At 42.9% G+C, this 16,551-nt stretch carries 20 protein-coding genes and 1 tRNA gene; 17 read left to right on the forward strand and 4 right to left on the reverse strand.

Annotated elements, in window-relative coordinates:
* Positions 1 to 137 precede the first annotated feature (137 nt).
* A complete protein-coding gene (locus ADF75_RS10760; RefSeq protein ID WP_239665193.1) occupies positions 138 to 641 on the reverse strand; it encodes a lantibiotic ABC transporter permease in 504 nt (167 codons plus the stop codon).
* 182 nt (positions 642 to 823) lie between these two features.
* Complete coding sequence (locus tag ADF75_RS01900) at positions 824 to 1,762, reverse strand: DHH family phosphoesterase (protein WP_048788956.1); 939 nt, start codon at positions 1,760 to 1,762, stop codon at positions 824 to 826.
* A 177-nt stretch (positions 1,763 to 1,939) separates the two neighbouring features.
* Between ADF75_RS01900 and ADF75_RS01905 the strand changes: the two genes are divergently transcribed.
* The 5 genes from ADF75_RS01905 to ADF75_RS01925 all read left to right on the forward strand — a co-directional run bounded on the left by ADF75_RS01905 (position 1,940) and on the right by ADF75_RS01925 (position 4,589).
* Positions 1,940 to 2,383 carry a flavodoxin gene (locus ADF75_RS01905; protein ID WP_023026746.1) on the forward strand — a complete coding sequence of 148 codons (444 nt, stop codon included), beginning with the start codon at positions 1,940 to 1,942 and terminating at the stop codon, positions 2,381 to 2,383.
* 131 nt (positions 2,384 to 2,514) lie between these two features.
* Positions 2,515 to 2,796: a chorismate mutase gene (locus ADF75_RS01910; RefSeq protein ID WP_048788957.1), complete on the forward strand. Its 282-nt coding sequence runs from the start codon at positions 2,515 to 2,517 to the stop codon at positions 2,794 to 2,796.
* A 1-nt stretch (position 2,797) separates the two neighbouring features.
* Positions 2,798 to 4,009: a chloride channel protein gene (locus tag ADF75_RS01915; protein ID WP_048789041.1), complete on the forward strand. Its 1,212-nt coding sequence runs from the start codon at positions 2,798 to 2,800 to the stop codon at positions 4,007 to 4,009.
* Positions 4,010 to 4,126: 117 nt separating this feature from the next.
* On the forward strand, positions 4,127 to 4,474 hold the full coding sequence (gene rplS / locus ADF75_RS01920; protein WP_003003254.1) for a 50S ribosomal protein L19: 348 nt from the start codon (positions 4,127 to 4,129) through the stop codon (positions 4,472 to 4,474).
* Between the two features lie 43 nt (positions 4,475 to 4,517).
* Positions 4,518 to 4,589: transfer RNA gene (locus ADF75_RS01925), tRNA-Arg, on the forward strand.
* 65 nt (positions 4,590 to 4,654) lie between these two features.
* Here the strand turns inward: ADF75_RS01925 and ADF75_RS10110 are convergent.
* Positions 4,655 to 5,784 (reverse strand): IS3 family transposase gene (locus tag ADF75_RS10110; protein WP_239665194.1). Its coding sequence is split into 2 segments (ribosomal slippage): positions 4,655 to 5,520 and positions 5,520 to 5,784, totalling 1,131 coding nucleotides; the frame shifts between segments, so codons are not numbered across the junction.
* 260 nt (positions 5,785 to 6,044) lie between these two features.
* Here ADF75_RS10110 and ADF75_RS01940 point away from each other — a divergent pair.
* From ADF75_RS01940 to ADF75_RS01970, 7 genes are all read left to right on the forward strand, one after another.
* Positions 6,045 to 6,278, forward strand: a complete 234-nt coding sequence (locus ADF75_RS01940) for an Imm74 family immunity protein (protein WP_048689901.1) — start codon at positions 6,045 to 6,047, stop codon at positions 6,276 to 6,278.
* Positions 6,279 to 6,298: 20 nt separating this feature from the next.
* Entirely contained in the window at positions 6,299 to 6,853 is a 555-nt protein-coding gene (locus tag ADF75_RS01945) for a hypothetical protein (RefSeq protein WP_048689898.1), read from the forward strand.
* Positions 6,854 to 6,923: 70 nt separating this feature from the next.
* On the forward strand, positions 6,924 to 7,346 hold the full coding sequence (locus ADF75_RS01950) for a hypothetical protein (RefSeq protein WP_048689895.1): 423 nt from the start codon (positions 6,924 to 6,926) through the stop codon (positions 7,344 to 7,346).
* Between the two features lie 33 nt (positions 7,347 to 7,379).
* Complete coding sequence (locus ADF75_RS01955; protein ID WP_048689894.1) at positions 7,380 to 8,024, forward strand: DUF6572 domain-containing protein; 645 nt, start codon at positions 7,380 to 7,382, stop codon at positions 8,022 to 8,024.
* A 57-nt stretch (positions 8,025 to 8,081) separates the two neighbouring features.
* Complete coding sequence (locus ADF75_RS01960; RefSeq protein ID WP_048689892.1) at positions 8,082 to 8,549, forward strand: hypothetical protein; 468 nt, start codon at positions 8,082 to 8,084, stop codon at positions 8,547 to 8,549.
* Between the two features lie 207 nt (positions 8,550 to 8,756).
* Positions 8,757 to 9,044 carry a hypothetical protein gene (locus ADF75_RS01965; protein ID WP_239665195.1) on the forward strand — a complete coding sequence of 96 codons (288 nt, stop codon included), beginning with the start codon at positions 8,757 to 8,759 and terminating at the stop codon, positions 9,042 to 9,044.
* A 253-nt stretch (positions 9,045 to 9,297) separates the two neighbouring features.
* Positions 9,298 to 10,110: a PrsW family glutamic-type intramembrane protease gene (locus tag ADF75_RS01970; protein ID WP_048689885.1), complete on the forward strand. Its 813-nt coding sequence runs from the start codon at positions 9,298 to 9,300 to the stop codon at positions 10,108 to 10,110.
* 44 nt (positions 10,111 to 10,154) lie between these two features.
* Here the strand turns inward: ADF75_RS01970 and mnmE are convergent, their stop codons facing one another.
* Positions 10,155 to 11,528 (reverse strand): tRNA uridine-5-carboxymethylaminomethyl(34) synthesis GTPase MnmE, encoded by a 1,374-nt coding sequence (gene mnmE / locus ADF75_RS01975; protein WP_048689881.1) that lies wholly within the window; start codon positions 11,526 to 11,528, stop codon positions 10,155 to 10,157.
* Between the two features lie 160 nt (positions 11,529 to 11,688).
* On the opposite strand from mnmE, the gene rpiA reads away from it, so the two are divergent.
* The 5 genes from rpiA to ADF75_RS02000 all read left to right on the forward strand — a co-directional run bounded on the left by rpiA (position 11,689) and on the right by ADF75_RS02000 (position 16,343).
* Positions 11,689 to 12,366: a ribose-5-phosphate isomerase RpiA gene (rpiA, locus tag ADF75_RS01980; RefSeq protein ID WP_048788958.1), complete on the forward strand. Its 678-nt coding sequence runs from the start codon at positions 11,689 to 11,691 to the stop codon at positions 12,364 to 12,366.
* 127 nt (positions 12,367 to 12,493) lie between these two features.
* The gene (locus ADF75_RS01985; protein WP_048788959.1) at positions 12,494 to 13,705 is read left to right on the forward strand and encodes a phosphopentomutase; all 1,212 of its coding nucleotides are present in this window, start codon (positions 12,494 to 12,496) and stop codon (positions 13,703 to 13,705) included.
* A gap of 1 nt (position 13,706) precedes the next feature.
* A complete protein-coding gene (locus tag ADF75_RS01990; protein WP_048788960.1) occupies positions 13,707 to 14,249 on the forward strand; it encodes a DUF1697 domain-containing protein in 543 nt (180 codons plus the stop codon).
* A 13-nt stretch (positions 14,250 to 14,262) separates the two neighbouring features.
* Positions 14,263 to 15,072 carry a purine-nucleoside phosphorylase gene (locus ADF75_RS01995; RefSeq protein ID WP_048788961.1) on the forward strand — a complete coding sequence of 270 codons (810 nt, stop codon included), beginning with the start codon at positions 14,263 to 14,265 and terminating at the stop codon, positions 15,070 to 15,072.
* Between the two features lie 5 nt (positions 15,073 to 15,077).
* Entirely contained in the window at positions 15,078 to 16,343 is a 1,266-nt protein-coding gene (locus ADF75_RS02000) for a chloride channel protein (RefSeq protein WP_048788962.1), read from the forward strand.
* Positions 16,344 to 16,551: the final 208 nt, after the last annotated feature.

The raw sequence follows: 16,551 nt of genomic DNA on the forward strand, positions 1-16,551 counted from the left end.
TGTTGAGGTGCTTGTTGGAACCCTTGTTGAGGCTGTTGAGGTGCTTGTTGGAATCCTTGTTGCGGCTGTTGAGGCGCTTGTTGGAATCCTTGTCCTGGAGCAGGTTGACTAAACCCTTGTTGTGGTTGTTGCCATTGTTATTGTCCAGGATGACCAGGTTGTTGAGGTGATTGGACAGATGATGCAACAGACTGTGCGAATCCTCTACTTGTTGATGCAAGTTCTTGGAATGTCCCTTTAGTGATTTTACCACCAGACATCGCAAGAAGTCCTGTGACAACAAGAGCAATACTTGCAATTACAGCAATAATCAAACCAAAACCAATAGAAAAGCCATCACCGAATTGGGATGAAGCACCCAAGACTCTAAACAAAGTGATGATCGTAATTAAGCTTTCAAGAATACCGATAGCAATGACACCAATAGAAAAATTCTTGTTCATTGGTGGAGCAATGTTTGGAAGGCAAGCTAGAACGATTGCACCAATAGCTAGGACAACGATGACCCATCCAAATTCACCTTGAATTCCACTGAAAGAATAACTTCCGAAGGATCCACCATTAAGTGTACTCCATGGCAAAAAGGTAGAAATGGCAGTAAGAGCTGCTGCGACAATGATAAAAATACGATGTTTATGCATAAAACGTCTCCTCTTTTTGTGATTATTATAGCATAAATAACCTCAAACTGGAATGGAAATGTAAGAAATCGTTCACATTTTTCTAAATTTTATTAACATTCATTCGTTTTTGTTTAAAATAAAAAAGGTCAATCGTCTCCACTAGAAACGACTGACCTGTCTGTTTGATTCGTTATTAATATCTACTTTGCTTTGGCAACTTCCTGTAATTCCCGATAGATTTGCTCGTTCTCTTCTAAGGAATAAGAGTTGGCTCCACTTGCGAGTGGGTGGCCTCCACCATCGTGGCGTTTGGCAATCTCGTTGATCACCAGAGCCTTACTTCTCATACGGACGCGGTAGTGGCCATCGGCTTGCTCGACAAAGATGGCCCAAACACTGACGTCTTCGATCCGACCAGGTGCTGAGACAATCGCAGCAGTTTCGGCATCAGTGATTTGGTAGTGTTTGAGGAGCTCTTGGGTAAGGGTCACGCGACTTGCTCCATTTTCATCGATTTCGAGATGGTCATAGACATAGCCTTGAAGCTTGGCAATCTTAAAGCTCATGCTATCCATGTGACGAGAAAGACCGGTAAAGTCAAAGTTAAAGCTACGAAGGTGGGAAACCATCTCGAAAGTCCGGCTCGTCGTTGAAGGGTAGAGGAAGCGTCCAGTATCTCCGACAATACCGGCATAGAGGAGACGGGCTGCTTCTGGAGTGATTTCAAGCTTTTGTTCAAGAGCCAAGAGGGTAATGAGTTCACTCGTAGAGCTCGAATCTGTGTCTACCCAGAGGAGATCTCCGTAGGCATCGTCGTTTGGATGGTGGTCAATCTTGATCAGAAAATCACCACTTGTGTAGCGTTTGTCATCGATGCGAGGGGTGTTGGCAGTATCGCAGACAATGACCAGGGCACCTGCATAGTCCTCATCTGTGACAGTATCCATGCTAGCCATCCAAGCAAGAGTTGGCTCATTAAAACCGGTTGCTAGGACTCTTTTATCTGGGAAGTTGGTCTGGATGATTTCTTTCAGGCCGACCTGACTCCCAATAGCATCCGGATCGGGATTCATATGACGGTGAAGGATAATGGTATCGTATTGGTTGATTTTCTCTATAATGTCCTGTGTAATCTGCATATAGTACCTCATTTAGTTCTCTTTCAATTTTAGCATAAGCCGGGCGTTTGGAAAAGGAAAAGGTCGACTGGTCATCTGGTGACGAATTTCCGAACAATACAAGGCACCCAGTACTTCCCTATGCAAAATGCGCGCGAAAGTGGTATAATGTCATAAGATTATTATTTGGAGGGAATTATGACATTAGCAAAGATTGTTTTTGCAAGTATGACAGGAAATACAGAAGAGATTGCTGATATCGTAGCAGATAAGTTTCGTGATCTTGGTGTCGAAGTAGAAGTCGACGAATGTACAACAGTAGACGCAGAGGACTTTCTTGAAGCTGATATTGCAGTCGTAGCGACCTATACCTACGGTGATGGGGAGCTTCCTGACGAAATCGTAGACTTTTATGAAGACTTAGCTGGTCTTGACTTGAATGGTAAAATCTACGGTGTTGTTGGATCAGGTGATACCTTCTACGACGAGTTCTGTAAGGCAGTCGATGACTTTGATCGTGTCTTTGCAGCAACTGGTGCGGTTAAAGGTTCTGAGTGCGTCAAGGTAGACTTGTCAGCTGAAGATGAAGATATTGAAAAATTAGAAGCTTTTGCAGAAGAAGTCGTAGCAAAAGTAGGCTAAACCATAGCTAAGAAAAGTGTTTGCATGTGGCAGGCACTTTTTTTGTGGTTGAAAACGTTCAACAGCTGGATAGGGCTAGTAAGATAGCTCGATTTTTGATAAAATGGGTAGCAAAAGGTGAGGAGACCAGTATGGAATTAGAGAAGATTCGCCAAGAGATTGATAGCATCGATAAAGAATTGGTCCATTTATTGGAACGCCGGATGCACTGTGTAGAAGATGTCATTCGGTACAAAGAAACCCATCAAAATCCTGTCTTGGATAGGGCCAGAGAAGATGAGGTCTTAGCCAATGTCGCTGGATTGGTCCAGGACAAGCGCTATGAAGAGACCATCCTTGCGACCTATCGTGATTTGATGAAGCGCTCCAGAGGCTACCAGGCCGATCAACTAGATGGGGATGAGGGTGCTTGAGATGACGATAAGTAAAAGAACCTTAGTATATACCCTAGACGCTCTCATGATTGGGGGGATCGTCGGGGTGATTGATACCCTCTTTGGGCGTGTCTTGATCGGGATTGGAGAAGTTCGTACGGATTACCTTCTCTATCTCTTACCCTTTCTGGCTCTAGCAGGTATCTTGATCACCTATCTCAATCGCACCTATGGAGGCAAGAGTCAAAAAGGGATGGAGCTTCTCTTTGAAGTGGGAGAGGGAAGGGAGAAGGACATTCCCAAGCGCTTGATTCCTTTGACCATCCTTTCTACTTGGTTGACCCATCTCTTTGGTGGATCTGCTGGTCGAGAAGGAGTGGCCGTCCAGCTTGGGGGAACTGTCGCCCATGCTCTTCGAAGAGACTGGCTTGGCCCATACGCTTCGCGGGTCTATTTGGTCACTGGGATGGCCGCTGGCTTCGGCGGGCTCTTTCAGACCCCTCTAGCTGCTATCTTCTTTGCTATGGAAGTCCTAGTGGTTGGGAGACTGGAGTGGCGGGCTCTCTATCCTGCGACCATCGCAGCCTTTGTTGCTAGTTGGACCTCTCACAGCTTGGGTCTAGAGAAGTTCACCCAGGTCATTTCTGACAAGCTCTCCCTATCCCCACAAGTATTTTTGCAGTTACTCCTCTTGGGGATCATATTTGGTCTGACAGGCAAGCTCTTTGCCTATCTCTTAAGCACCTTTAAACAAAGATTTGCCCAAGCCTTTGTCAATCCCTATGTGAGGATTGGAGTGGTCGGTCTCGGTCTGAGTATTCTCTTGTATCTGATTGGGACAGGTCGCTACACGGGACTGGGGACCAACCTGATTTCTCAAAGCTTTACTGTTGCTGATGGGAAGAGTTTGATCACTGGGGCAGACTGGAGCCTCAAGCTCCTCTTCACGGTGACGACCATTGCTGCAGGCTATAAGGGAGGAGAAGTGACCCCGCTCTTTTCTATCGGGGCCAGTCTAGGTGTCTGGCTAGCTCCTTTCTTTGGACTTCCGGTTTATCTGGTAGCGGCCTTGGGCTATGCGGCAGTCTTTGCTGGGGCAACCTCGACGACGATTGGCCCTATCTTGATCGGGTGTGAGGTCTTTGGTTTCCAGCATTGGCCAGCCTTTCTCCTGGTCTGTCTGGTAGCTACGCGTCTCTTTCCAGCCCTGTCTATCTATGGTGGACAAAAAGTTGCGAAAAAGTTGCAATAATCCTTTACAAACGGATATTCTTTTGGTATTATAAACTTTGTGCGTAATGGAAGCACAAAAATACAGTTTATCCGCTGAGGGAGTAACCCTCAAGATTGACGAAGATAGGAGAATAAAATGAATCCATTAATCCAAAGCTTGACTGAAGGTCAACTTCGTACTGATATCCCTGCATTCCGTCCTGGTGACACTGTTCGTGTACACGCGAAAGTTGTCGAAGGATCTCGTGAACGTATCCAGATCTTTGAAGGCGTTGTTATCGCTCGTAAAGGTCAAGGACACACTGAAATGTACACTGTTCGTAAAATCTCTAACGGTGTCGGTGTTGAACGTACATTCCCAGTACACACTCCACGTGTAGAAAAGATTGAAGTTGTACGTTACGGTAAAGTACGTCGTGCTAAATTGTACTACCTTCGTGCATTGCAAGGTAAAGCAGCTCGTATTAAAGAAATCCGTCGTTAAGACGAACAAGGAGGCGGGAGTAATCTCGCTTCTTTTTTTATAGGTCCCCTTAGTTCAATGGATATAACAACTCCCTCCTAAGGAGTAGTTGCTGGTTCGATTCCAGCAGGGGACAGAAATAGAAAAGAAAACACTGAAGATGGCACTGCACCCCAATAATGGGACAAGAGAAAAAACCTCTTATGCGACCAGTTTTCTGTACTCTACAGGAGACTGGTCATTTAATCTCTGTTGAATTCTAGTTTCATTATAAAATATGATGTAATTTTTAACAATATCTGTTATACTATCTTTAGTTAGGTTTCTCCACTTATGGAGATAGAAGGTTTCAGACTTTAGGATGGAATGAAACCATTCGATACAGGCATTATCTGCTGGTGTTCCTTTTCGGGACATGGAGCGGGTGATGCCTTTTTCTGTACAAGCCTGATAGTAGGCTTTTGAGGTATAAACAGATCCCTGGTCGCTGTGTAAAAGTGCTCCTTGAGGTAGCTCAAGTTGATGAAGTGTGTCGAGTACAAAGTCCGTATCTTGACACTCGGAGATGCTATAAGCTACAATTTCTCGATTATAGAGATCCATGATCGAAGATAGATAAAGTCTACAGTTTCCAAAGTAGAGGTAGGTGATGTCTGTGACAAGCTTCTCCATAGGCTTGTCTGCCTGAAAATCACGATCCAGCTTATTGTCTGTCACATGGTAAGGCTTCCCTAATTTAGGTCCCTTCTTGGGACGGACACGGCAAAGGCAGCCCTTTTCCTTCATGATACGATAGACCTTCTTGCGATTAACGACGAGGTTATAAACTTTCTTTAGTAAGCGAGTGATGGTTCGATAGCCGTAAATAAAGCGATTTGCCATACAGAGTTGTTCGATTTTATCTGCTATTTCGTCTCTTTTCTGAGAATTCTTACACTCCTGTTTCCAGCGATAAAAGGTGGAGCGTTTGACTCCGAAACACTCTAAAATAATAGATACAGGGCACGTTTTCTTATACTCTTCTGCTAGCTTGATAAGACTTACTTTGTCGATTTTCTTACCAAGCTCTGATACTTTTTTAGTAATTCCACCTGCAAACGTAACTGTTCGACTTCAGATAATTGTTTCATTCCTTTACCATAAGTATATTGTTTCCCCACAGGTTGGTGGAAACGGTACAATTCATCATTCTGATACCAACGCCACCAGGTCTTGACCTGACTAGCATTTTTGATACCGAGGGTATCCATGATAACCTTATTTGATTTACCCGCCTTCTTCATTTCGATACAGGCTAGCTTAGTTTCTACCGAATATGCTTTTTTGACCATAACAAAACACTCCTGTTTCTAGTTTACCAGATTTCAACAGGAGTGTTTTCTTGTGTCTCATTTTATGGGTGCAGTGCCGATTCAGTGTTTTTTTATTGGTTTATGGAAGGATGGATCTTGGGGAAAGTGCTTGTATGGTATAATAGTGGAAAATGAGAACATTGATTTTTAAGGTAGTCCTATCATTTTGGAATACCAAATTAAAAGATTATGAGTGCTCTACAAGTTTAGTCTGAAAGGGATAAAGAAAAGGGAGTAGAATGAAAATTTCTGGTACAAGGTCTATCATCACATTTGACTATGAAAATGGCTATGTTTTAAAAGAAGAGGGAGAGTTGCTGACTGATGGTAGCTTTATTGTATATAGGTCAAGCATACAGAATTGGGAGCCACCTTACAACCACATTCCTATCACACAGAACGAGATAGATAAACTTGTCGAGGAAGTGAACTCCATGATGACGGAGCAAACAATTCAGATCGAATTTATCTGAGTTAGAGTAGGAGAAGGGTGATGAAAATTGATTACAGTGAACAGATGCTCACTTGGGAGTGGGATGGTAGTGAAATAAAGATAGAATTACCAGATATCATTCATGCGGAATATCATAAAGATGAAAATATTATAATTGTCTATAGTGGAGAAAACTTTGTAAGCAAATCCATTTTCTACTTTAGTTTAGAAGGAAAATGGTTAGGGCAACAAAATCTACTAGAAGGAACCCTAGATTGGAATCATAATGGGAAGCATCAGGTTAGTTTTCATCATTTACATTGTCTTCGCTTTAGTCCTAAATATCAGCGTATCTTGAGCATATTTCGCTCATCCAGCGATTTTGACGTTCCATCACAACTAGAGGTTTATAATTTAGAAGGTGAGAAAATCGACAAAATTGAATCTCCTGCAGGATTTACTATGCTATATATTTCTGAGATAAGTAAGAAGAAACTGAGAATTGTATGCGAGGCTCTTAAAGAGGATTGTTTTGATAAATCTGGTCGAAGTGATTTCTATTTTGATGTGGATTTAGAAACTAGAAAATGGATAAAAGATGGTCCGGCTTACTAAAGAATAATAAACGAAATCTGAATTTTATGATATTTTGGTTGATAGATAAACTTGCATTAGGAGATATAAAATGAAACCAACAAACCTAGAATGGGAAGATGTTATCCAGTTTGAAGAGGTTGAAGGATATGGGAAATCCATCTGGAAAAATGAGGATAAATATTATTTAGTTTCAGAAGAGGGAACTGTAGCTTCTTGGTTAGTGGTTTATGAATTACCCCAAGAATTATTCTCTCTATTAGATAGTGGAGAGAGATCGCTACTCGAAATTTCTTGGAAGATTAAACACAATTGTTGGCCACCGACGGAAGAAGAGAAGAAAGCTAGTGAGAAACAATTTGTATTAAAAGGCTTAACTCCTTTAATAGCTAGTCCTAAGAGTTGGGAATTATTTACTCAGGAAGAGCTTGAAAGATTAATTCCACTTGCTGAACGGAAATGGATTGACTGGAGAGGCAAACTTCCAGATGATTATGTATCGCCATTGAAATAGCTTATGGGGAAAATAGAAAGGGTTTATTTTTAAATGAATCAGATAAAGGGGAATGGATTCATTATAACTGAAGAAAATGGCAATTATACAATGTCCTGGATGACAGGAGGTTTCCAAGATAGAGAAGTTACTTATCCAGTTAGTAAAGAATTAGTGGACAAGGCTTTAAGGTCAGAACAGGATGCTTATGAGGTTGAACTATTCTTACAAACTGGAGAATGGGTGACAAAAGAAAGTAAGAAAGTAGCCGGACAAAATTATTTTAGATCTTCACCAGTTCGGATTTTAGTAAATCCATCATCTATTAAACGGTTGTTTTCCAATCAAGAATTTGAAGAACTGATACAAAAAGCAATTTCCTCAGAGCTCAAACCAACTGAACTTGATGCTATTGGTGTTGTTGATAGTCATTTAGGACTTCTTCTGGTGGATCCAGTTGGCTGGGAGGAAGAGATAGAAGCAGTCCATCTGGAAATTCTGCAGGAAAAAATCAACAATTGTATTCACTTCCTCGAAAGCAAGCAGTATGTGGAGCGATACGGTGATAAGTTTGACAAAAAAATCATCCAAATTACTTTCCAATACTCTCCATCTGATAATGGATTGGCCTTTCTCGCAGCTGTTCAGAAAGTGTTACAACCAACAGATATGAGCTTGAAGGTGGAATTGCCGGAGTAATAAAGGGAGCGGGAACGCTCTCTTTTTGTGCTATAATGGAATACGTGGAGGGATAAAATGGATAAAGAATATCTAGTTTACCAAAACAAAGTATACTCGAATTTTGTGAATTATATAAATGACTATATTCTTCTTTCAAAAGATCCGGCAATGTTGAAAGAAGGCTACGTTCCCTATAGTTCCTATGTAGATGATGCCGGAGAAGGCGTATACGGGAAGCTTGTGCCTTATAGTGAGGTTAGTCAGAGGTATTCGGTTTATGATCGTGTTTTGTATAAAGGTCAGGAATTTGAAATAGCTGGTCACAAGCGTGGAGATGATGATTTTACAGCACCCGATTCTTATGTGCGAATATTAGTTTCTGATAAAGAATTTTTAAATGAAAACAATATAGCAGATGGTGCGGAATTGATGGATGATAAGTATGGTCTTATCACGTATGCATCAGGAAAAATCCCTGTCAGCGAAGTAACCATTTTACGTCGGAGAAAGGATTTGCCAGTAGACCGAAGGAGAAAAATATGAAATCATTTTCTATTTAACCTAGTATCGGTAAGGCTGTTTCTGGAGTTGGTTTTTGTACTCTCAAGATTTAAGTAACTGTACAACTGAATGCGAGGAAATGGAAGTTGAGGAGGTTGAGTGAGTTTTAGAGCTGTGTTGTTTCGACTGCTCCCAAAATTTATTTTTTGTATGATATAACAGAATATTTTAAAAATGAAGGGGGGTTCTATGGAAAATGATGTGTTTTTTGATTATTACTTAAAATCACTTAGGTTTTATTTTCGTGATAGGTGTGAGGATATTGGATTTATAAAGTTTTTTAAAGATGAAAATAATTGTTTTATTACTATAGAGGATTATGTTTTGGAATCATTTGTAGTATTGTCAAATTTTTTGAGTACGGATAGGATTGTGTTTTCTTGTGGAATTATTTATAGTAAGGGAGTAGTTACTGGAGTAGAAGTGTGTATGAATGTATCAGAGCTAGAAAGATTAAATAAATTGTACAAGATATAGTTTTGAAGAATATTAAAAAACATAAGGGAAATTATCTACGTGGGATGTGTGGAGTGATAGTATTAATGTTTCCTAGTTCTAGAGCTCTGTTGTTTTGAATGGTCCCAAAATGCCTTCAATAATTTGCAGTCACCAGCAATCTCTATTACCCGTATCCATTTATTGTTTTTTTAAGCTTTTATTGTTACAATATCCATATAGACAAAAAGACTGGGATTCCAGCCTTTTTAATTGTTTTAAAGAAAGGTTTTTTATGAAACGCAAATCGATTTTGTTTCTATTTTTGTTCTTGCTCTCGATTGGTCTGGCCTATGAGACGCAGTCTATCACAGCTGGTTGGATGACAGGCAGTCAGTATGGGATTATTGGTATCTCTGTCCTCTTGCTCCTAGTATATGCTATTCCTGCTGTTTGGGCTCTCTTTCATTTCGCCAAGAAGTGGAAGTTGTCTTGGATTCCGGTTCTTTTTTCTCTCCTAGGTGGGGGATTTATCGCAGGTTGGCTGTCAAGTTTTGCCAATACCTATTTCCATGAGATAATTCAAGCGGTAGCGCCAAATAGCGATTTTTGGAACCAGTATGAGAGTGCCATCGCAGGACCACTCTTTGAGGAACCCTTCAAGTTGATTCCGATCTTCTTTGTCCTCTACTTGTTCAATGTACGTCGGATCAAATCCATCTTCCTTTTAGCGATTGCATCTGGTCTTGGTTTCCAGATTGTGGAGGACTTTGCCTATATCCGTCAAGACATGCCAGAAGGCTTCTCATACGCAGTATCTGGTATCCTAGGTCGGATCATGAATGGGGTCGTATCACACTGGGTCTACACAGCCCTCTTCATGGTGGGTCTGTTCTTGATCGTTCAAGCGACAAAAGGTCGCAAGGAGTTGATGCTGACGGGTTGGTTCTATTTTGTATCTGGTTTTGGCCTTCACTTTGTCGGCAATTCACCATTTGGCCAAATCGAGACAGAACTCCCTCTCGCTATTCCATTCTTGACAGCAGTAGGACTCTTCTTGGTCTACCAAGCCTACCTCACCGTCCAAAGTCTGGACCAAGGAAATTAAGAATAGAAAAATCGTATGTTTCAAACATACGATTTTTTTGAATCTTATTTTCCAAGACAGAACTGGCTGAAGAGTTGGGTGATGAGCTCGTCTGGAGCAGCGTCTCCTGTGATCTCTCCAAGGATTTCCCAAGTACGGGTCAGATCGACTTGGAGTAAGTCCACTGGCATGCCCATAGCCAAGCCTTCATTGACTGCTTGGAGGCTTTCAACGGCTTTCTCAATGAGAGAGATGTGGCGGGCATTTGAGAGATAAGTAGCATCTTGCTCGACCAGGCCAGCATTTTCGAAGAAGAGGGCGTTAATCCGGTCTTCGATCTGGTTGATATTTTGGTTTTTCAGGACAGAAATTTTGATATGATCAGCAGGAATCTCGTCCAACTCGATTTGCTGCGGGAGATCGACCTTGTTGAGGAGGATGATGCGGTTGCTATCTTGGGAAATTTCCAGCAACTGGCGATCCTGATCGGTCAAAGGTTCACTTGCATTGAGGACCAGAAGGACCAAGTCGGCTTCTTTAAGGGCTTTGCGAGAGCGCTCCACTCCGATGCGTTCGACGATGTCCTCGGTCTCGCGGATCCCAGCCGTATCGACCAGCTTGAGGGGCACACCGTTGATGTTGACGTATTCCTCGATGACGTCCCGGGTTGTCCCTTCAATATCAGTCACGATGGCTTTTTCCTCACGCAGGAGGTTGTTGAGAAGGCTAGACTTGCCGACGTTTGGCCGGCCGATGATAGCAGTAGAGATCCCTTCGCGGAGGATCTTGCCCCGGCGAGCTGTCTTGAGGAGATTGGTCAAGAGGGCTTCAAACTCAGTGGTCTTCTCACGGATGATCTCAGTCGTTGCTTCCTCGACATCGTCGTACTCTGGATAGTCGATGTTGACTTCGACCTGAGCCAGGGTATTGAGGATCTCTTGGCGCGTGTTGTTGATGAGGTCAGATAGGGATCCATCCAACTGTTTGACAGCGATGTTCATAGCCTTGTCAGTCTTGGCGCGGATAATATCCATGACCGCCTCAGCCTGGGTCAAATCGACACGACCATTAAGGAAGGCCCGCTTGGTAAATTCACCTGGCTCAGCTAATCGAGCACCTTCGCGGATCACCAATTGCAGGATTTCATTGGTCACAGCAATCCCACCGTGGGTATTGATCTCGATGATGTCTTCGCGAGTGAAGGTCTTTGGTGAACGCATAGCTCCGATCATAACTTCGTCGAGGATCTCATCCTTATCTGGATCCACGATATGGCCGTAGTTGAGGGTATGGCTAGCCACGCTGGTCAAGTCTTTACCCTTGAAGATCTTTTGTGCGATTTTAAAGCTGTCTGTTCCACTCAAGCGGACAATCCCGATAGCCCCTTCACCGAGTGGAGTCGAGATCGCAGCGATGGTATCAAATTCTCTAGTAATCATGTATCTTCTCTTTTCCTGTATTCTCTTCTATTCTATCGTAAACTAGCAAGAGGGGCAAGATTTTGCTTTTAGAAGGTGGAGGTGAAAAGGTTTTCAGTTAAGTAGTGAAATCTGTCCGCCAATATGCTATACTAAATATGAATAGAAATGGAGGTCTAAGATGGTAAACCTAAAAGAACAGGTAGGCATTAAGGCGGCTGAGTTTGTCAAAGACGGCATGATTGTCGGTCTCGGTACAGGGTCAACTGCTTATTATTTTGTGGCTGAATTGGGACGTCGTATCAAGGAAGAAGGTTTGCAGATTACAGCTGTAACGACCTCAAGCGTGACCTATGAACAGGCTGAAGGTTTGGGTATTCCTCTAAAAGCGATTGACGATGTCGAAGTAGTGGATTTGACCGTAGATGGTGCGGATGAAGTAGACCCAGCTTTGAACGGAATCAAAGGTGGAGGCGGTGCCCTCTTGATGGAGAAAATCGTTGCAACCAACTCAAAAGACTGCATCTGGATTGTCGATGAGTCAAAACAAGTGGAGACACTTGGTGCCTTTAAACTGCCAGTGGAAGTCGTTCAATACGGAGCAGAGAATCTTTTCCGTCATTTTGAAAAGAAGGGCTATTCTCCAGCTTATCGTGAAAAAGATGGCCAGCGCTTTGTGACCGACCAAGGGAACTTTATCATCGATTTGGATTTGAAAGTGATCCCAGACGCTGAAGCCTTGGCAGAAGAGTTGGACCGGACTGTCGGTGTTGTTGACCATGGTCTCTTTTTAGGAATGGTTTCTAAAGTCATCGTAGGGACACCGGAAGGTCCAAAAATCATTAGCAAATCACTTTAAAGAAGGGCATTTTGTCCTTTTTTCTAAGGATATAGAACTTATTTATAAAATTTTATATGAAAGCGTTACATTTTCAAAAAATTGTGTTATACTGTATTCAGTTTAAATGATAAAGGAGACATTCAATATGCCAAAATTTAATCGTATGCATTTAGTGGTTTTGGATTCAGTAGGGATCGGAGCAGCTCCAGATGCTAATAACTTTGTCAATGCTGGTGTACCTGATGGTGCATCTGACACACTTGGACACATCTCAAAAGCAGTTGGTTTGAATGTGCCAAACATGGCAAAACTTGGTCTTGGAAATATTCCTCGTGAACAAGCCTTGAAGACTGTTCCAGCTGAGAGCAATCCAACTGGTTACGCAACGAAGTTAGAAGAAGTCTCTCTTGGAAAAGATACCATGACAGGTCACTGGGAAATCATGGGTCTTAATATTACAGAACCCTTTGATACTTTCTGGAATGGATTCCCAGAAGAAATCTTGACAAAAATCGAAGAATTCTCAGGTCGCAAGGTCATCCGCGAAGCCAACAAACCTTATTCTGGTACAGCTGTTATCGATGACTTCGGACCACGCCAAATGGAAACTGGCGAGTTGATCATCTATACATCAGCTGACCCTGTTCTTCAAATCGCAGCTCACGAAGACATCATTCCTTTGGATGAACTTTACCGTATCTGTGAATATGCTCGTTCCATCACTTTGGAACGTCCAGCTCTTCTAGGTCGTATCATTGCCCGTCCTTACGTTGGTGACCCTGGAAACTTCACTCGTACGGCTAACCGTCGTGACTTGGCTGTTTCACCATTTGCTCCAACTGTTTTGGACAAATTGAACGAAGCAGGCATCGATACCTATGCAGTTGGTAAGATCAACGATATCTTCAACGGTGCTGGTATCAACCACGATATGGGCCACAACAAATCAAACAGCCACGGTATTGACAACTTGATCAAAGCAATGAAATCTGAAGAATTCAAACATGGTTTCTCATTCACTAACTTGGTGGACTTCGATGCTCTTTACGGTCACCGTCGTGATCCACATGGTTACCGTGATTGCTTGCATGAGTTCGATGAGCGCTTACCAGAAATCATCGCTGCAATGAAAGAAGACGATCTCCTGATGATTACGGCTGACCACGGAAATGACCCAACTTACGCTGGCACAGACCATACGCGTGAATACATCCCATTCTTGGCTTACAGCCCATCCTTCAAAGGAAGTGGCTTGCTCCCAGTTGGACACTTTGCAGATATCTCAGCTACAGTGGCGGACAACTTCGGTGTTGAGAAAGCCATGATCGGTGAAAGCTTCTTAGATAAATTAGTATAAGATGATGCGTTTTGCTTTACTCGTAAGAGGAATCAATGTTGGCGGCAAGAATAAGGTGGTCATGGCGGATCTGCGTCAGCAATTGACCGAGCTGGGCCTCAGCCAGGTGGAAACCTACATCAATAGTGGCAATATCTTCTTTACGACAGATCTTTCTCGCTCTCAGTTAGTGGAGTGCCTGTCGACTTTCTTTGAGAAAGCCTATCCCTTCATTCAGCGCTTTTCTCTCCTGAGTCGTCAAGACTACGAAGAGGAATGTGCGCGGTTACCGGAATGGTGGACAGAAGAAATGGCTCGAAAGGACGTGCTCTTTTATACGGAGGGCTTGGATAGGGAATCTGTAGAAGAGAAGTTGCTTGCTTTGAAGCTAGGAGATGAGGTGCTTCACTTTGGCAAATCAGCGGTTTTCTGGGGGAAATTCTCAGAAGACAGCTACGCTAAAACCGCCTACCACAAACATCTGATGAAGATGCCTTTCTATCGCCAGATCACTATTCGTAACGCTAATACCTTTGACAAAATTGGTAGATTACTTAAGAAATAAAAGGAGATACACAATGACATTAGTAGCAAAAATCAATGAAACAGCAGCATTTTTGAAGGGCAAAGGAATCGAAGCTCCTGAGTTCGGTTTGATCCTTGGATCAGGTCTTGGAGAATTGGCTGAAGAAATCGAAAATGCAGTCGTAGTAGACTATGCTGACATTCCAAACTGGGGTCAATCAACAGTCGTCGGACACGCTGGTAAATTGGTTTATGGTGATCTTGCTGGACGCAAAGTCTTGGCTCTTCAAGGTCGTTTCCACTTCTACGAAGGAAACCCATTGGAAGTGGTGACTTTCCCAGTTCGTGTCATGAAAGTTTTGGGATGTGAAGGAGTGCTTGTAACCAACGCTGCTGGAGGTATCGGCTTCGGTCCTGGTACCTTGATGGCTATTACTGACCACATCAATATGACAGGTCAAAACCCATTGATCGGTGAAAACTTGGATGACTTTGGTCCACGTTTCCCTGATATGTCGAAAGCTTACACTCCAGAATACCGTGAGACTGCTCATCAAGTAGCAGACAAATTGGGCATTAAACTGGATGATGGGGTTTATATCGGTGTGACAGGTCCTACCTACGAAACCCCAGCTGAAATCCGTGCGTATAAGACACTTGGTGCAGATGCTGTCGGTATGTCAACTGTTCCTGAAGTCATTATTGCGGCTCATTCTGGCTTGAAGGTTCTTGGTATTTCATGTATTACTAACTTTGCGGCTGGTTTCCAAGAAGAGCTCAACCACGAAGAAGTAGTCGAAGTGACTGAGCGCGTCAAAGGAGACTTCAAAGGATTGCTGAAAGCGATTCTTGCTGAATTGTAAAAAAGATGGAAAGAATTGTGAGAATCATCCAAGCAATTCCCTATAAACTGAGAATAGTCCTAGCAGCTTGTCTGCTAGGGCTTGTTTCGGGTTTTGCAGGTATTATTCTTCATGATCTTCTGGAATTTGTTGAAGGGCTAGTATTTGGTCACTCCGAGCATGAGTCTAGTTTTTTGACGGATGGAGTTCCCCCTTATCGGATAGGAATCAATTTACTAATTGTAGGTCTTACTTCAGCCTTAGTCTGGTATTCTTTGCAACGAAAGGGGAAGCTTCTCTCCATCAAGGGGCAGATGAATGAGGAAGATTCCCGTCTTTCCCTTCATTTCTGGAGACAATTGCTCCATTCTAGCTGGCAAATTGTGGCTGTTGGAGGAGGAGCACCGATCGGCAAGGAAGGAGCGCCCCGAGAGACCGGGGCCTTGTTGGCAGGTCGTCTTGCGAAAGGTTTTGGCCTGACGCTGGCAGATCGTGTTTTTTTGATCGCTTGTGGGGCGGGAGCAGGATTGGCTGCGGTTTACCAAGTCCCATTAACGAGTGTGTTTTTTATTTTTGAAACCTTAGGCATTGCATTTTTACTTAAACGCTTTTTCTTGGCAGGGATTTCCACATATGTGGCTGCTTATACGGCAGGTTGGGTGATTTCAGATCATGCACTCTACAAGCTGCCGGTTACGACTTGGTCACTACAGGTGTTGTGGTTGATGCCAATCTTAGTCTTGGTCTTAACGCCCCTAGCCTTTGGATTTGCGCGATTGACCAAGCAAGTTACTGCTCATCGGATTAAAGACAAGCGTATTCTCATGACTCTTCCACTTGCATTTCTTTTCTTAGCTGGCCTAGCTCAGAAACTGCCCCACCTTCTTGGAAATGGACGAATGGTAGCTCAAGAGGTCATCAATGGAATTTCATGGAAGACGGCATTTCTCTTGTTTGTCCTAAAGGCACTTGTCGTTTTGCTTACTCTCTGGGCGGGAGCTTATGGAGGGACTTTGACGCCTTCCTTTGCCTTGGGGATGGCAGGAGCGGCATTTTTCACTCTAGCTTTTGGACTTGAGAGTCCATCTACCATCTTACTTATTGGCGCTGTTTGCTTTTTGACCGTGACCTTAAAGGCTCCCTTTTCTGCAACAGGTTTGGTGATTGGCTTTACAGGTCAAGGATTAGATGCGCTGCCTTACCTTTTACTAACAGCCTTTCTAACTGCTGGTTTGTCCCAAAGATTGGATCGTATGATGGGGAGAAAATTAAAGGAGTCTTCAAGTAGATAAGATTCAGGAGCTTTTTATGGAGGGGATTTACCCTACAAGCTAGATGAATCCTATCTTCTTATGGTATAATTGATGTATACGCAATAGGGCAGGTTAGTCTGGGGTTCAAATAGAATCTGAGGCCTGACCTATAAGAAAAAAACAAGAAGCTAGAACGTGTGTTCTCTATGAACACGAGCAGAAAGCTTTTCTAAACAAAATACACACA

Origin of the sequence: Streptococcus sp. 1171_SSPC, from assembly GCF_001069335.1 — a bacterium.
Classification (GTDB): Bacteria; Bacillota; Bacilli; order Lactobacillales; family Streptococcaceae; genus Streptococcus; species Streptococcus xiaochunlingii.

Coding starts and splice junctions, on each gene's coding strand:
- ADF75_RS10760 (WP_239665193.1), bottom strand. CDS start 641: ATGCATAAACATCGTATTTTTATCATTGTCGCAGCAGCTCTTACTGCC.
- ADF75_RS01900 (WP_048788956.1), bottom strand. CDS start 1,762: ATGCAGATTACACAGGACATTATAGAGAAAATCAACCAATACGATACC.
- ADF75_RS01905 (WP_023026746.1), top strand. CDS start 1,940: ATGACATTAGCAAAGATTGTTTTTGCAAGTATGACAGGAAATACAGAA.
- ADF75_RS01910 (WP_048788957.1), top strand. CDS start 2,515: ATGGAATTAGAGAAGATTCGCCAAGAGATTGATAGCATCGATAAAGAA.
- ADF75_RS01915 (WP_048789041.1), top strand. CDS start 2,798: ATGACGATAAGTAAAAGAACCTTAGTATATACCCTAGACGCTCTCATG.
- rplS (WP_003003254.1), top strand. CDS start 4,127: ATGAATCCATTAATCCAAAGCTTGACTGAAGGTCAACTTCGTACTGAT.
- ADF75_RS01940 (WP_048689901.1), top strand. CDS start 6,045: ATGAAAATTTCTGGTACAAGGTCTATCATCACATTTGACTATGAAAAT.
- ADF75_RS01945 (WP_048689898.1), top strand. CDS start 6,299: ATGAAAATTGATTACAGTGAACAGATGCTCACTTGGGAGTGGGATGGT.
- ADF75_RS01950 (WP_048689895.1), top strand. CDS start 6,924: ATGAAACCAACAAACCTAGAATGGGAAGATGTTATCCAGTTTGAAGAG.
- ADF75_RS01955 (WP_048689894.1), top strand. CDS start 7,380: ATGAATCAGATAAAGGGGAATGGATTCATTATAACTGAAGAAAATGGC.
- ADF75_RS01960 (WP_048689892.1), top strand. CDS start 8,082: ATGGATAAAGAATATCTAGTTTACCAAAACAAAGTATACTCGAATTTT.
- ADF75_RS01965 (WP_239665195.1), top strand. CDS start 8,757: ATGGAAAATGATGTGTTTTTTGATTATTACTTAAAATCACTTAGGTTT.
- ADF75_RS01970 (WP_048689885.1), top strand. CDS start 9,298: ATGAAACGCAAATCGATTTTGTTTCTATTTTTGTTCTTGCTCTCGATT.
- mnmE (WP_048689881.1), bottom strand. CDS start 11,528: ATGATTACTAGAGAATTTGATACCATCGCTGCGATCTCGACTCCACTC.
- rpiA (WP_048788958.1), top strand. CDS start 11,689: ATGGTAAACCTAAAAGAACAGGTAGGCATTAAGGCGGCTGAGTTTGTC.
- ADF75_RS01985 (WP_048788959.1), top strand. CDS start 12,494: ATGCCAAAATTTAATCGTATGCATTTAGTGGTTTTGGATTCAGTAGGG.
- ADF75_RS01990 (WP_048788960.1), top strand. CDS start 13,707: ATGATGCGTTTTGCTTTACTCGTAAGAGGAATCAATGTTGGCGGCAAG.
- ADF75_RS01995 (WP_048788961.1), top strand. CDS start 14,263: ATGACATTAGTAGCAAAAATCAATGAAACAGCAGCATTTTTGAAGGGC.
- ADF75_RS02000 (WP_048788962.1), top strand. CDS start 15,078: ATGGAAAGAATTGTGAGAATCATCCAAGCAATTCCCTATAAACTGAGA.